The sequence below is a fragment of the Burkholderia sp. ZZQ-2 genome, assembly GCF_050768715.1.
Taxonomy (GTDB): Bacteria; Pseudomonadota; Gammaproteobacteria; order Burkholderiales; family Burkholderiaceae; genus Burkholderia; species Burkholderia cepacia.
The window spans coordinates 1-15764 of the sequence record NZ_LDVA01000344.1 but is presented as its reverse complement, the minus strand read 5'-3'; the positions used below and the strand labels follow the sequence as shown (position 1 = coordinate 15764).

The 15764-nt window shown below is 69.0% G+C and carries 6 protein-coding genes; 5 read left to right on the top strand and 1 reads right to left on the bottom strand.

Annotated elements, in window-relative coordinates; translation table 11 throughout:
- The first annotated feature begins 348 nt into the window (after nucleotides 1-348).
- From ABY44_RS32800 to ABY44_RS32780, 5 genes are all read left to right on the top strand, one after another.
- Entirely contained in the window at nucleotides 349-1383 is a 1035-nt protein-coding gene (locus tag ABY44_RS32800; protein WP_027789592.1) for a rod shape-determining protein, read from the top strand.
- 268 nt (nucleotides 1384-1651) lie between these two features.
- Nucleotides 1652-2341, top strand: a complete 690-nt coding sequence (locus ABY44_RS32795) for a YdcF family protein (RefSeq protein WP_059492091.1) — start codon at nucleotides 1652-1654, stop codon at nucleotides 2339-2341.
- 551 nt (nucleotides 2342-2892) lie between these two features.
- Nucleotides 2893-11499 (top strand): autotransporter-associated beta strand repeat-containing protein, encoded by an 8607-nt coding sequence (locus ABY44_RS32790; RefSeq protein ID WP_431643322.1) that lies wholly within the window; start codon nucleotides 2893-2895, stop codon nucleotides 11497-11499.
- 158 nt (nucleotides 11500-11657) lie between these two features.
- On the top strand, nucleotides 11658-13880 hold the full coding sequence (locus ABY44_RS32785; protein WP_027789590.1) for an amylo-alpha-1,6-glucosidase: 2223 nt from the start codon (nucleotides 11658-11660) through the stop codon (nucleotides 13878-13880).
- Between the two features lie 96 nt (nucleotides 13881-13976).
- Nucleotides 13977-14228 (top strand): hypothetical protein, encoded by a 252-nt coding sequence (locus ABY44_RS32780; RefSeq protein ID WP_006482135.1) that lies wholly within the window; start codon nucleotides 13977-13979, stop codon nucleotides 14226-14228.
- Nucleotides 14229-14726: 498 nt separating this feature from the next.
- Here the strand turns inward: ABY44_RS32780 and penR are convergent, their stop codons facing one another.
- Nucleotides 14727-15617, bottom strand: a complete 891-nt coding sequence (gene penR, locus ABY44_RS32775) for a beta-lactamase transcriptional regulator PenR (RefSeq protein ID WP_021158802.1) — start codon at nucleotides 15615-15617, stop codon at nucleotides 14727-14729.
- Between the last annotated feature and the right edge of the window lie 147 nt (nucleotides 15618-15764).

Below are 15764 nucleotides of genomic sequence, written 5' to 3'. Positions count from 1 at the left end.
GTGCAGCACCAGAAGGCGACGAGCGTCGTGCAAAGCGGGCGCACCCGCGCCCAGCGGAAGGAAACGGTCGCTGTCATGGTGGAAATACCTGGCGTGATCGGGCGTCTGAGGCCTGCCGGGAGCAGGCAAGACCGAGAGATTACCGTGTTTTACAGACGCAATGCGAGAGGCTGTGGCGTAGCCGGATGTGTCCGGAACGGCACATTTGACAATTGCGTCGCGAAAAAATCATCGGAATTGCCTAAAGTATCGGAACGATTTGCCGCTAAGTCCGTGATGGAGCGGCATGGCCGCGCCACGGAAATGCGGCGCGGCTGCCCCGCGTCCGTTCGATTACAAAGGTTTGATATGTCGACACCGCTGTTCGGAAAGTTGTTTGCGCAACCCGTTGCGATCGACCCTGGAACGGCAAGTACGCGGATTTATACGCACGAACGCGGCGTGGTGCTGAACCAGCCGTCGGTCGTCTGCTTCCGCAAGGCCGGTGCGACCGACGCACGGCCGACGCTCGAGGCCGTCGGCGAGCTCGCGAAGGCGCTGCTCGGCCGCGAACCGGGGCATCTCGAAGCCGTGCGGCCGATGCGGCACGGCGTGATCGCCGACGCGCACGCGGCCGAGCAGATGATCCGCAGCTTCATCGACATGTCGCGCACGCGGTCGCGTTTCGGCCGCCGCGTCGAGGTCACGCTGTGCGTGCCGTCCGATGCGACGGCCGTCGAGCGCCGCGCGCTCCGCGAGGCCGCGTTCGCGGCAGGTGTATCGGAGGTCGAACTGATCGAGGAATCGCTGGCGGCCGGGCTCGGCGCGGGCCTGCCGGTGACCGAGCCGGTCGGCTCGATGGTCGTCGACATCGGCGGCGGGACGACGGAAGTCGCGGTGATCGCGCTCGGCGGCATCGTCTACCGCGAGGCGATCCGCGTCGGCGGCAACCAGTTCGACGCGGCGATCGTCAATCATGTCCGCAACCTGTATGGCGTGCTGCTCGGCGAGCAGACGGCCGAGCACGTGAAGCAGTCGATCGGCTCGGCCACCAGCGCGGTGCCGCGCAGGTCGACGCGCGCGGTCGGGCGCAGCGTCGGCGACGGCCTGCCGCGCTCGATCGAGCTGTCCAACCATGACGTGGCGGACGCGCTGGTCGCGCCGCTCAAGCAGGTGATCGGCGCGGTGAAGTCGGTGCTGGAGAACGCGCCGGCCGAGCTCGTGACCGATATCGCGAATCGCGGCGTGGTGCTGACGGGCGGCGGCGCGCTGCTCGCGGATCTCGAGCGCCTGCTGTACGACGAGACAGGCCTCGTCGCCCGGATCGCCGACGAGCCGGCCACCTGCGCGGTGCGCGGCGCCGGCGAGGCGATGGGGCGGCTCGCGATGTGCCCGGTCGACTGATTAGAGCTGGGCCGTGCATCGCGGCACGGTCATTCACATTCTTTCCATCTCCGTAAATCTCCGCAGGTTTTTCCTTTCCAATTGCCTGCCCGCTTCGCCGGGCACGCTGCTCCGGTCGACTTGCCGGAAGGCCGGCCATCGTCCGGCATCGGTCCGCCGCGTGGACACCCGAACGCGCACCGTGCTAGCGTTACGCGCCCGCGCGGGGCCGGCAAGCCGAAATGCCCGGCGAGCCCGACGAGCCCGACGACCTGAGAGACCGAAAACCTTGAAAAACCGCACCAAACGGGGCTTCTTCGCCCGAACAGGCCGCCTGCTGGCCATCGTTGCCTGCCTGTGGATCGTCGCAGCCGTTGCGCTCGTCGCGCACGGGCTGCGGATGCCGAGCGAGCCGGCCGACGTTGCCGTGATCTTCGGCAATGCACTCGACGCGACCGGCGCGCCGAAGCCCGTACTCGCCGCCAGGCTCGATGTCGGCGTGCGCTGCTACCGCACGGGGCAGTGCCCGGCGTTCCTGGTCAGCGGCGCGATCGACGGCCCCGGGCTGAACGAGGCGACCGCGATGCGCGACTATCTGGTGGCGCGCGGCGTGCCGGCCGACCGGATCGCAGTGGACGACCAGGGCGACAACACGCTCGCGACGGCGCAGCACACGCTCGCTTACCTGCAGGCGCACCGTGTGTCGCGCGTGCTGATCGTCAGCCAGTTCTATCACCTCGCGCGGGCGCGCCTCGCGTTTGAGCGCGTCGGCATCGCGCGGGCGAACATCTCCGCCGCGTATCCGGCCCGTTTCCAGTTGCGCGACATCTATTCGAGCTGGCGCGAAGTGCCGGCCTACGCGGTGTATGCGGTGCGGTTGTGGGTGAACCCCGATGCGCGGCCCGTCTCGTTCCGGCCGATGCTTTATCTGATACGGCTGTTTTCGTCACGCGGTGCGGGTTTTCCGGTCGACGCGTGACGAACATCGACGTAACCCTGGAAGTGCCGGACGTTTCGTCTGATGAATGACGGCGAGTGGATTATCGTGCGTCGATCCTTTCCGGGCATGTAGATATTGCATTGCAAAAAAATCTGGCCGCGATAATCGCGTGGATATCGGTGTTTTCACGGATGCGTCATTTTCGCTGCTGTAAATAAATATCCGGGAAATTGGCAAAAGGAATACGGATTTACCTGTAAGACGCGTTCCGATAAGTAAAAAATGCGCGCCCGCCGGACCTCGATCAAATGGGGAAAAGATCGACTGGAAAAGCCTGTTTTTTTGATATAGCCTTGTCTGACAAAAGCAGGGCGGTGATCAAATCAACCAGAAAATCGCTGCAGAAAAACAGGGGCCATCGACATGTCATTCGGCTAGTTTCACGCCTGCCTTCCCGGGCCAATTAAAGATTCGTCCATGAATTAACCGACGTCGCATCGCGACAGCCGGGGCGGACGCTTTTGTCCGCGATTTTATGCTGGCGGCCGTCCGATTTCACGGTAATACCAATTCCAATAACGAGGGAAAGCATGAATCTTGCGCGTTCGAAAAAAGCCGGCGAACCGTTTCCGAGATTGCTGTTGCCGACGGGCGTTTTCCTGGCGTTGTCCGGCGCCGGTATCGTGCCCGCCCAGGCGACCTGCAGCACGGCAGGCACGACGGTAACCTGCTCCGGGGTCGCCAACCCGCTTGCGCCGAGCTATGCGAACAGCGCGAACAACATCCACGCCACCGTCAATCCCGGTGCGAGCGTCGGCGTGCTGCTCGGCGTCGGCGGCACCGCGATGTCGCTGACCGGCAACAACACCATACTGACCAACAACGGCACGATCGACCCGTCCGCGCTCGGTTCCGGGCTCGGCGTGCTGTCGAGCGGTGCGGTGATCGGCAATGCATCGGCGAGCCTCGGCACCAGCGTCACCAACAACGGCACGATGAACGGCACGACCGGCGTGGCGATCAGCGGCGTGACGGGCATGGCGCTGTCGGTCCAGAACGGCACGGGCGGTACGTCGACGATCAACAACACCGGCACGATCGGCTCGAACCCGCTGGTCGGCGCAACCCTCGTCGGCGCGGACGCGCCCGTGGTGGCCGCGTACGGCGGCGCCACGGTCAACATGACGAATAGCGGGACGATCAACGGTCGCGTGTCGCTCGGCTCGAACGGCACGCCCGGCCAGGGCAATACGTTTACCAACTCGGGCACGATCAACGGCGGCGTGTCGATGGGCGCGAACAGCACCAACACGTTCAATGCCGTGACGGGTTCGTCGGTCAATACGGCGGGCGGCACCGGCGGCGGGTTCAACATCACGATCGGCCCGAACACGATCAACGTGGCGGCGACGGGTACGGTCGACGGCGGCGCGGGCGGCGACAACACGCTCAACCTGAAGCAGGGCACCAGCGCGAACGGCACGATCGCGGTCAACAACTACGTCAACTTCAATCACGTCGACGTCCAGAGCGGCAACTGGACGATCAACGGCGCGTCGACCGCGCAGGACACGACGCTGTCGGGCGGCGTCGCGATCATCGGCAACAACGCGTCGCTCGGCACCGGTAACGTCACGGCCAACGGCGGCGCACTGCAGGCGGGTACCGCCGGGCTCAACGTCGGCAACACCGTGACGCTCGGCGCGGGCGGGCTGACGGTGCAGGGCGCGACCGGGCTCACGCTGTCGGGCGCGGTGACGGGCGGCGGCGCGCTGACGAAGAACGACGGCGGCACGCTGACGTTGACCGGTGCGAACAGCTACACGGGCGGCACGAACCTGAACGGCGGCGGCATCGTCGTCGGCAACAACGGGGCGCTCGGCAGCGGTGCGCTGAACGTCAACGGCCCGGCCTCGCTCGACTCGAGTACGAACACGACGCTCGCCAACAACGTCAATCTCGCCAACGGCACCACGCTGACGGTCGGCGGCAGCAACAATCTCGGGCTGGCCGGCACCATCAACGGCAACGGCGGCATCGTGAAGAACGGCGCGGCGACGCTGACGCTGACGGGCGCGAACACCTACACCGGCGACACGACGATCAACAGCGGCACGCTCGCGGTGGGCGCGGGCGGCAGCCTGGCCTCGACCGGCACGGTGAACCTGACCGGCGCCGGCGCGACGTTCGACGTGAGCGGCGCATCGGGCGCGCAGGCGATCGGCGCGCTGGCGGGCTCGGCCGGTACCAGCGTGAACCTCGGCGGCAATTCGCTGACGCTGAACGGCACCGTCAATGCGACGTACGCCGGCTCGATCGGCGGCGCGGGCGGCATCACGCTCTCCGGCAGCGGCACGCAAACGCTGACGGGCACGAACGTGTACTCGGGCGGCACGAACCTGAACGGCGGCAACCTCGCGGTCGGCAGCAATACGGCGCTCGGCATCGGCGCGGTGAACGTCAACGGCTCGTCGTCGCTCGATGCGATCGCCAACGTATCGCTCGCGAACAATGTCAACGTCGCCACCGGCACGACGCTCACGCTCGTCGGCAGCGCCGATGTCGGCCTGAGCGGCACGGTCTCGGGCGGCGGCGGTCTCGTGAAGAACGGCGCGGCGACCGTGACGCTGTCCGGCGCGAACAACTACGCCGGCGGCACGACGCTGAATGCGGGCGGCCTGGTGCTCGGCAACAACTCGGCACTCGGTACGGGCGCGTTGACCGTCGGCGGCGCGGCGACGCTCGATACGAGCGCGAACCTGTCGGTCAACAACGCCGTCAACCTGGCCAACAGTTCAACGCTGACACTGGGCGGCAGCCATGCGCTCACGTTGAGCGGCGGCATTTCCGGCGCGGGCGCCCTCGTGAAGGACGGCGCGGCGACCACGACGTTGACGGCCGCGAACACCTACACGGGCGGCACGACGATCAACGCGGGCACGCTGGCGATCAGCGGCGGCGGCAGCCTGGCGTCGACCGGCGCGGTGAACCTGGCCGGCGCGGGTGCGGCGCTCGACCTGAGCGGCGCGACCGGCGCCCAGTCGATCGGCGCGCTGTCGGGCGTGGCCGGGACGAACGTCACGATGGGCAACGGCGGGCTGACGCTCGTCGGAACCGCCAGCAGCACCTTCAGCGGCGCGATCGGCGGCGCCGGCAGCCTGACGCTGGCCGGCACCGGCACGCAGACGCTGAACGGCGCGAGCACCTACTCGGGCGGCACGAACCTGAACGGCGGCAGCAGTGTCGTGCTCGGCAACAATGCGGCGCTCGGCACGGGCACGCTGAACGTCGCAGGCGCGGCGACGCTCGACACGAACACGAGCCTGTCGGTCAACAACGCGGTCGATCTTGGCAACGGTTCGACGCTGACGCTCGGCGGCAGCAACGCGCTTACGCTGAACGGCGGCATTGCCGGCGCGGGCGGTCTCGTGAAGAACGGCGCGGCGACCACGACGCTGACGGGGACGAACACCTACACCGGCGGCACGACGATCAATGCCGGCACGCTCGCGGTGGGCGCGGGCGGCAGCCTGGCGGCGACCGGCGCGGTGAACCTGGCCAACGCGGGCGCGGCGCTCGACCTGAGCGCTGCGACGAGCGCGCAGACGATCGGCGCGCTGTCGGGGGTGGCCGGGACGAACGTCAACATGGGCGGCAACGGGCTGACGCTGGGCGGGACGGCCAGCGGCACCTTCAGCGGCGTGATCGGCGGCACGGGCAGCCTGACGCTGGCCGGCACCGGCACGCAGACGCTGACGGGTGCGAACGCCTATACGGGCGGCACGAACCTGAACAGCGGCGGCCTCGTGCTCGGCAACGGCGGGGCGCTCGGTTCCGGCGCGCTGAACGTCGGCGGCGCGGCGACGCTCGACACGACCACGAGCCTGTCGGTCAACAACGCGGTCAATCTTGGCAATGGTTCGACGCTGACGCTCGGCGGCAGCAACGCGCTCACGCTGAACGGCGGCATCGCCGGCGCGGGCGGTCTCGTGAAGGACGGTGCGGCGACCACGACGTTGACGGCCGCGAACACCTACACGGGCGGCACGACGATCAACGCCGGCACGCTGGCGCTCGGTGCCGGCGGCAGCCTCGCGGCGACGGGCGCGGTGAACGTGGCCGGCGTGGGGGCGACGTTCGACGTGAGCGGCGCGACGGGCGCGCAGACGATCGGCGCACTGAGCGGCGTGGCCGGCTCGGCCGTGAACCTCGGCGCGAACGGCCTGACGCTGAGCGGGACCGCCAGCGGCAATTTCGGCGGCACGATCGGCGGCACCGGCGGCCTGACCGTGGCCGGCACGGGCACGCAAACGCTGTCCGGCACGAACACCTATACGGGCGGCACGACGATCAACGGCGGCAGCACGCTGGCGCTCGGCGCGAACGGCAGCCTGGCGTCGACCGGTACGGTGGACCTCGCCGGTGCGGGCGCGACGTTCAATCTGAGCGGCGCGTCGGGTGCGCAGACAATCGGCGCGCTGACCGGTGTGGCCAGCACGAACGTGAACCTCGGCGCGAACGGGCTGACGCTGAGCGGCAACGGCAACCACGCGTTCGGCGGGACGATCGGCGGCACGGGTAGCGTGACGTTCGCGGGTGCCGGCACGCAAACGCTGACGGGTGCGAATACCTACACGGGCGGCACGACGATCAACGGCGGCAGCACGCTGGCGCTCGGCGCGAACGGCAGCCTGGCGTCGAGCGGTGCCGTGAATCTTGCCGGTACAGGCGCGACGTTCGACCTGAGCGGCGCGTCGGGTGCGCAAACGATCGGTGCGTTGAACGGCGCGGCCAGCACGAACGTGAACCTCGGCGCGAACGGGCTGACGCTGAGCGGGACGGCCAGCGGCACGTTCGGCGGGGTGATCGGCGGCACGGGCAGCGTGACGTACGCGGGCACGGGCACGCAAACGCTGACCGGCGCGAACACCTACACCGGTGGCACGACGATCGACGCCGGCAGCACACTCGCGCTCGGCGCGAACGGCAGCCTGGCGTCGGGCGGTGCCGTGAACCTTGCCGGCGCAGGCGCGACGTTCAACCTGAGCGGCGCGTCGGGTGCGCAAACGATCGGTGCATTGAACGGCGCGGCGAATACGAACGTGGATCTTGGCGCGAACGGGCTGACGCTGAGCGGGACGGCCAGTGGCACCTTCGGCGGCGTGATCGGCGGCACGGGCGGCGTGACGTACGCGGGCACCGGTACGCAAACGCTGACCGGTGCGAATACGTACACGGGCGGCACGACGATCAACGGCGGCAGCACGCTGGCGCTCGGCGCGAACGGCAGCCTGGCGTCGGGCGGTGCCGTGAACCTGGCCGGCGCAGGCGCGACGTTCGACGTGAGCGGCGCATCGGGTTCGCAAACGATCGGCGCGTTGAGCGGCGCGGCGAATACGAACGTGGATCTTGGCGCGAACGGGCTGACGCTGAGCGGGACGGCCAGCGGCACGTTCGGCGGCGTGATCGGCGGCACGGGCAGCGTGACGTACGCGGGCACGGGCACGCAGACGCTGACCGGCGCGAACACCTACACCGGTGGCACGACGATCAACGGCGGCAGCACGCTGGCGCTCGGCGCGAACGGCAGCCTGGCGTCGGGCGGTGCCGTGAACCTTGCCGGCGCAGGCGCGACGTTCAACCTGAGCGGCGCATCGGGTGCGCAAACGATCGGCGCGTTGAACGGCGCGGCGAATACGAACGTGGATCTTGGCGCGAACGGGCTGACGCTGAGCGGGACGGCCAGCGGCACCTTCGGCGGCGTGATCGGCGGCACGGGCAGCGTGACGTACGCGGGTACCGGCACGCAAACGCTGACCGGCGCGAACACCTACACCGGTGGCACGACGATCAATGGCGGCAGCACGCTGGCACTCGGCGCGAACGGCAGCCTCGCGTCGGGCAGCGCGGTGAACCTCGCCGGCACGGGCGCGACGCTCAACCTCGGCGGCGCGTCGGGCGCGCAGACGCTCGGCGTGCTGACCGGCGGTACCGGCACGAACGTGAACCTCGGCGCGAATACGCTGACGCTGAACGGCAGCGGCAACAACACGTTCGGCGGCGCGATCGGCGGCACGGGCAGCGTGACGTACGCGGGCGCCGGCACGCAAACGCTGACGGGCGTGAACACCTACACGGGCGGCACGACGATCAACGGCGGCAGCACGCTGGCGCTCGGCGCGGGCGGCAGCCTCGCGTCGGGCAGCGCGGTGAATCTCGCCGGCACGGGTGCGACGTTCGACGTGAGCGGCGCATCGGGCGCACAGACGTTTGGTGCGCTGAGCGGCGCGACCGGCACGAACGTGAACCTCGGCGGCAACGCACTGACGTTGAACGGAAGCGGCGGGACATTCGGCGGGACGATCGGCGGCACGGGCAGCGTGACGTTCGCGGGTGCCGGCACGCAAACGCTGACGGGTGCGAATACCTACACGGGCGGCACGACGATCAACGGCGGCAGCACGCTGGCGCTGGGTGCGGGCGGCAGCCTCGCGTCGGGCAGCGCGGTGAATCTCGCCGGCACGGGCGCGACGCTCAACCTCGGCGGCGCATCGGGCGCGCAGACGCTCGGCGTGCTGAACGGCGGTACCGGCACGAACGTGAACCTCGGCGCGAATGGCCTGACGCTGAACGGCAGTGGCAACAACACGTTCGGCGGTGCGATCGGCGGCACGGGCAACGTGACGTTCGCGGGCGCCGGCACGCAGACGCTGACCGGCGCGAATACCTACACGGGCGGCACGACGATCAACGGCGGCAGCACGCTGGCGCTGGGTGCGGGCGGCAGCCTGGCTTCGGGCAGTGCGGTGAATCTCGCGGGCACGGGTGCGACGTTTGACGTAAGCGCCGCGACGGGCGCACAGACGATCGGTGCGCTGGCCGGCACGGGCGGCACGAACGTGAACCTCGGCACGAATGCGCTGACGCTGAACGGCAGCGGCAACAACACGTTCGGCGGGACGATCGGCGGCACGGGCGGCGTGACGGTTGCCGGTAGCGGCACGCAAACGCTGACGGGCGCGAACACCTACACCGGCGGCACGACGATCAACGGCGGCAGCACGCTGGCGCTGGGTGCGGGCGGCAGCCTCGCGTCGGCGGGCGCGGTGAATCTCGCGGGCACGGGGGCGACGTTCGACGTAAGCGCCGCGACGGGCGCGCAGACGATCGGCACGTTGAACGGTGCGACCGGCGCGACGATCAATCTCGGCGCCAATGCGCTGACGTTGAACGGCAGCGGCAACGGCACGTTCGGCGGGACGATCGGCGGTGCGGGCGGCGTGACGATCGCCGGCACCGGTGTGCAGACGTTGACGGGCGCGAACACGTACACGGGCGGCACCACGATCGCGGCCGGCGGCACGCTGCAACTCGGCAACGGCGGCACGTCGGGCAGCATCGCCGGCAATGTCGTCGACAACGGCGCGCTGATCGTCAATCAATCCGGCAACGTGACGATTGCGAGCGTGCTGTCCGGTGCGGGCTCGCTGACGCAGGCCGGCAGCGGGCAACTGACGTTGACGGGCACCAGCACCCTGAGCGGGCCGACCACGGTCAGCGCGGGCACGCTCGCCGTCAACGGGTCGCTCGGCCAGTCGACCGTCACCGTGCAGAACGGCGCGACGGTCACGGGCACCGGCACGATCGGCGGCCTCGTGGTGCAGGGCGGCGCGACGGCGGCCGCGTCGCAGCCGGGCGCGGCGCTGAACGTGGGCGGCAACGTCACGTTCCAGCCGGGCTCGACGTTCCAGGTCGCGGCTTCGCCGCAGCAAAGCGGCAGCCTCGCGGCAGGCGGCACGGCGACGCTGAACGGCGGCACCGTGCAGGTGCTCGCGAACCAGAGCGGCTACCAGCCGAGCACGACCTACACGATCGTGACCGCGGCATCGGGCGTGCAGGGCGCGTTCAGCCAGGTGAATGCGAACTATGCGTTCCTGATGCCGACGCTCAGCTACGACCCGAATCACGTGTACCTGCGACTGGTCCAGAACGGCACGTCGCTGCCCGACGTCGCGACGACGCCCAACCAGCGCGCGGTCGCGGCCGCGCTCGGCGGGCTCGGCGCCGGCAATCCGCTGTACGACGCAGTCCTGACGACCGACGTGCCGACCGCACGCCGCGCATACGGGCTGCTCGACGGCGAACTGCAGGCGAGCCTGAAGAGCATGCTGCTGCTCGACAGCCGCTACGTGCGCGACGCGGTGACCGATCGCGTCCGCCAGGGCCTCGCGCCCGGATCGGGCCCGCTCGCGGCGCTGTCGTCGGGCGGTGCCGCGCTGTGCGGCGACAACACGGCCGGCGCGGTCGACGCGACGCTGCCGCCGGAACGCCGGATCGGCTCGCGCGAGGGCTGCTACGGCGGCACGCCTTATCAACCGGTGGTCTGGGGGCAGGCGTTCGGCGGCCGCAGCCGGCTCACCGGCGACGGCAACGCGTCGACGATCAACCGCAGCATGACGGGCTTCATCGCCGGTGCCGACATGGCGCTCAACGACAAGTGGCGTGCGGGTCTGGCCGCGGGTGTCACGCACAGCTCGCTCGACAACGCCCAGAGTTCGTCGGCGTCGGTGAACAGCTACTACCTGTCGCTGTACGGCGGCGCTCAGTACGGTGCGCTCGGCGTGCGCGGCGGCGCGTCGTACACGTGGTACCGGATCAACAGCGACCGCAATCCGGGCTTCGCGGGCTTCTCCGATCACGATTCGGCCGGTTACGACGCGAATTCGGCGCAGGTGTTCGGCGAAGTCGGCTACGCGCTGCCGGTCGGGCCCGTGGCGATCGAACCGTTCGCGGGCCTCGCGTATGTGAACCTGCATACCGACGGGTATACGGAAACGGGGGGCGCGGCCGCACTGCGCGCCGGCGGCGAGACGACCCACGTCGGCTTCTCGACGCTCGGCTTGCGCGCGGCGTCGCAGCTCGGCTCGATCGGGAGCGGCACGTTCACCGCGCGCGGGACGGTCGGCTGGCGGCATGCGTTCGGCAACGTGCGGCCGTCGTCGGCGTTCACGTTCGCGAACGGCGGCACGTCGTTCCAGGTGTCGGGCGTGCCGATTGCCCGCGACAGCGCCGTACTCGAGGCCGGCATCGACGCGAACATCACGAAGCGCCTGACGCTCGGCCTCACGTACAGCGGCCAGTACGGCAGCGGCGTGCGCGACAACGCCATCCTCGGCAACATACTGTGGAAATTCTGATCCGCATTTGATGTGCCTGTAAGCGACGCCAGGCGGCGACGGCAACGTCGTCGCATGGCGTCGCGCTCTTTGCGTCGCTGCGCACGTTCCCCGTTCTGTCCTATCCTGTGCGAACCACGCGGCGCGCCACGCGCGTCGCGCTCGACACAGGAGCATCGATGCCGAATCACGCCGAAGCCACGACGACCCAGGCGCCGCAGGTTGCGCCAACTGCCCCGACCCCCGCGTCGGGCCCCGCATTCATCGCACCCGAAGCCGATCCGCAGGCGCTGGCGCGCAACAACCAGTACGTGCTGAAATCCGGCAACGCGTTCGTGGTCAGCGACGCGCTCGGCGACATCGGCGGTCATGACGACGGCCTGTTCGTCGACGACATGCGCGTGCTGTCGAAGTGGCGCTTGACGTTCGGCGGCCGCGCGCCGTCGCTGCTGTCGGGCGCGACGAGCGCCGACAACGCGTCGTTCACCGCCCACCTGACGAACCGCCCGCTGCCGCCGCTCGGCGGCCACGAAACGCCCGAGGGCGTGATCCACATCGAGCGGATACGCGTGCTCGCGGGCGACGTGCTTTACGAAGCGCTGACGCTGACGAACTACGGCTCGAGCGAGGCCGAGGTGCCGCTGTCGCTGTCGTTCGCGGCCGATTTCAAGGACATGTTCGAGGTGCGCGGCACGCAGCGCCCGAAGCGCGGCACCGTGGTGGCGCCGCGCGTCGACGCGGGCGCGGTGCGCCTGCGCTACGACGGCCTCGACAGTGTCGAGCGCAACGTGACCGTGCATTTCTCGCCGGCGCCCGACGCGCTGTCGGTCGATCGTGCCGACTACACGCTGACGATCGCCGCGCAGGCATGCGTGTCGATCTACCTGACCGTCGACGCGACGCTCGGCCCGGCGCATGAAGAAGGGCCGGGATGCGGCCGCGTTGCGCTGCGCACCGCGCTCGTCGGCGTGCACCGCGAAATGCGCGCGCGGCGCGAATCGATGGCGCGCGTGAACACCGGCAATCCGCTGTTCGACGCGTGGCTCGACCGTTCGCTCGCGGATCTCGGGCTGCTCACGACGCAGCTCGACACGGGGCCGTACCCGTATGCGGGCATTCCGTGGTTCTCGACGCCGTTCGGCCGCGACGCGGTCATCACGTCGTTGCAGATGCTCTGGTTGCAGCCGTCGCTCGCGCGCGGCGTGCTGCGGTTCCTGGCCGAGCACCAGGCGCGCGAGACTTCCGCGTTTCGCGATGCGGAGCCCGGCAAGATCATGCACGAGTTCCGCCGCAGCGAGATGGCCGCGACGGGCGAGGTGCCGTTCGCGCTGTACTACGGCGGTGTCGATACGACGCCGCTGTTCATCGTGCTCGCGGGCGCGTATGTCGAACGCACCGGCGACGATGCGCTGATCGACGAACTGTGGCCCGCGCTCGAGCGCGCCGCGCAATGGGTGATCGACAAGTGCGACCGCAATCCTTACGGACTGCTCGATTACCAGCGCACGTCGGAGCGCGGCCTCGCGAACCAGGGCTGGAAGGACAGCCACGATTCGGTGTTCCATGCGGACGGCCGCTTTCCGGACGGGCCGATCGCGCTCGTCGAAGTGCAGGCGTATGCGTGCGCGGCGCTCGATGCGATGTCGATGTGCTCGTACCGGCGCGGCCACGCGGCCGACGCCACGCGTTATGCGTTGCGTGCGAAGGCGCTGCGCGAGCAGGTCGACGCGCTGTTCTGGATGCCGGAAGGCGATTTCTACGGCATCGCGCTCGACGGTCATGGCGACCTGTGCCGCGTGTTCGCATCGAACGCAGGCCACCTGCTCGCGTTCGGGCTGCCGGACGCCGAGCGCGGCGCGGCGGTTGCCGGCGTGCTCGGCTCGGCGCTGTTCCAGACCGGCTGGGGCATCCGCACGCTGGCCGCCGGCCAGCCGCGCTTCAACCCGATGGCGTATCACAACGGCTCGGTGTGGCCGCACGACAATGCGCTGATCGCGCGCGGCCTCGCGCGCTACGGCGACAAGACGGCCGCGGTGAACCTGCTGCGCGCGCTGTTCGAGGCGGCGGTGAGTTTCGAGATGCGCTTGCCCGAGCTGTTCTGCGGGTTTCCGCGCCGGCGCGGCGAACCGCCGACTGCGTATCCGGTGGCCTGCCTGCCGCAAGCGTGGGCGGCGGGCGCGCCGTTCATGATGCTGCAGGCCTGCCTCGGCGTGAGCATCGACGCGTCGCGTCACGAGGTGCGCGTCGAGCGCCCGATGCTGCCGGAAGGCGTCGACTGGCTGCGGATCGACGCGTTGCGCGTCGGTGACGAAACCGTGTCGCTCACGTTCCGCCGCGTCGACGGCCAGGTCGTCGCGTCGGCGGAGCAGCCGGGCCGCGTGAAGGTGGTCGCGGTGCTGTAGCGCGGTGCCGCGCGAACGTTGCGCGATGTCGCGCCACGTTCGCGCGACGCGGCATAGAATCGTGACATGACCCTTGAACAATGGCGGAGGTAGACGATGACGACCGACAACCGGCCCGACGACGGCGAGCACAAGCTCGAGAATCTGGAAGCGGCGGTCGACCACCTGCACAAGTCGATCGAATCGCAGAGCATCGCGGTCGGCGCGGCGAAAGGCATTCTGTTCAGCCTGATCGAAACGCTCGGCGCGCTGATCGGCGATCCCGACCTGCCCGAGCACGCGCGCTCGGGTTACGAGGCGCTGCGCGACAAGGCGAGCGAACTGCGCGGCGGGCTTGACCGGCATTGATGCGCGGCTGGCGCCGGCGTTGGCCGAAAGGGCTGCGCCGGCGCTGCCCGATTCTGCAGACGAAGCACAAAACCCCGTGCGCTCAATGAGTTAGGTGGCCGATGCGCAGGATATCCACAAGCTTGCCAACACAATCTGTGGAGAACCGTCCGGCCCCGGGCCGGAGGTGCGGCGCATGCTCTGCGAAAGCGCGTGCGGTGCCACACGGTTGACCGCGCAAGGTCCTTGTATCGAATCCCCTTTTGTATCAGCGTGTTACGCGCCGCATCGGCGGGATATCCACAGGCTTGCCAACATATTCTGTGGATAACTCGCAATCGATTGCGTCGCGACAGTTGAGGATCGGGCCTCCGAGGGGCCCGCTCGCGAAGCCCGTGCACACGGGCTGCCCGATGTCTGCGTCCGCACGCTAATTCGTGCGCGATCAACGGCTTAGGCCCCGGGTACCCAGGATATCCACATCCTTGCCAACACTTTCTGTGGACAAGCGGGGCCGTGTCATTCGGCCTGCGCCGCGGCGGCTGCCTCGGCCACGATCCAGTCGCGAAAGAGCGTCATTGCCGGCGTGAGCGGCTTCGACTTCAGCGAGGTGAGCCAGTAGCCGCCGGCGCGCACGTCGACGTCGAACGGCCGTGCGAGCAGGCCGAGCTGCAGTTCGCGTACGAACATGCATGCCGGCGCGAGCGCGACGCCCGCGCCCTGCATCGCGGCCTCGACCATCAGCCGCGACGAATCGAACACGGGCCCGTTGACCGCCCATGGCGCGAGCTGCGCGGCGTCGAACCAGCCGAGCCATTCGTCGGTGCGGTACGAGCGCAGCAGCGTTTCGTTCGCGAGATCGGCCGGTTGCGCGAGGCGTCGCGCGATGTCCGGCGCGCACAGCGCGGTGAGCGGCGCGTCGAGCAGGTGCTCGTTGCGCGTCGCCGGCCAGCTGCCTTCCCCGAAGCGGATCGCGAAGTCGAGGCCCTCGGCGGCGAGATCGACGACGTTGTTGTTGGTCCGCAGCCGCAGCTCGACGAACGGGTGCGTATCGCCGAACTGCTTCAATCGTGGCATTAGCCAGCCTATGGCAAAGGTGCCGACGACGCCGAGCGACAGCACCTCGTGGAAGCGCCCGCCGTCGAACTGCTTGAGCACCGTCTCGATGCGGCTGAACGCGTCGCTCAGCACGGGCAGCAGCGCGCGCCCCTCGTCGGTGAGCCCGAGGCCGCGCGGCAGCCGCGTGAACAGCGTGCAGCCGAGCCGCTCCTCGAGCGAACGTACCTGCTGGCTGACCGCGGCCTGGGTCACGCTCAGTTCGAGGCCGGCGCGCGTGAAGTTCAGGTGGCGCGCCGACGATTCGAACGCGCGCAAGGCATTGAGCGGGAGATGAGGGCGGAGCTTGGTCATAAGATTTTCTTTTGTCAGCGCTCAATTATCGTTGCTTGTCAGGCAACCGTAAAGTCACGATAGTGCTGTCTCGGCGGCCGGCCGTTTTCACTATCGATTCGCCTCCATTCCATCACGAGACAACCGACATGACCTACTCATCGAAAC

Coding starts and splice junctions, on each gene's coding strand:
- ABY44_RS32800 (WP_027789592.1), top strand. CDS start 349: ATGTCGACACCGCTGTTCGGAAAGTTGTTTGCGCAACCCGTTGCGATC.
- ABY44_RS32785 (WP_027789590.1), top strand. CDS start 11,658: ATGCCGAATCACGCCGAAGCCACGACGACCCAGGCGCCGCAGGTTGCG.
- penR (WP_021158802.1), bottom strand. CDS start 15,617: ATGACCAAGCTCCGCCCTCATCTCCCGCTCAATGCCTTGCGCGCGTTC.
- ABY44_RS32780 (WP_006482135.1), top strand. CDS start 13,977: ATGACGACCGACAACCGGCCCGACGACGGCGAGCACAAGCTCGAGAAT.
- ABY44_RS32790 (WP_431643322.1), top strand. CDS start 2,893: ATGAATCTTGCGCGTTCGAAAAAAGCCGGCGAACCGTTTCCGAGATTG.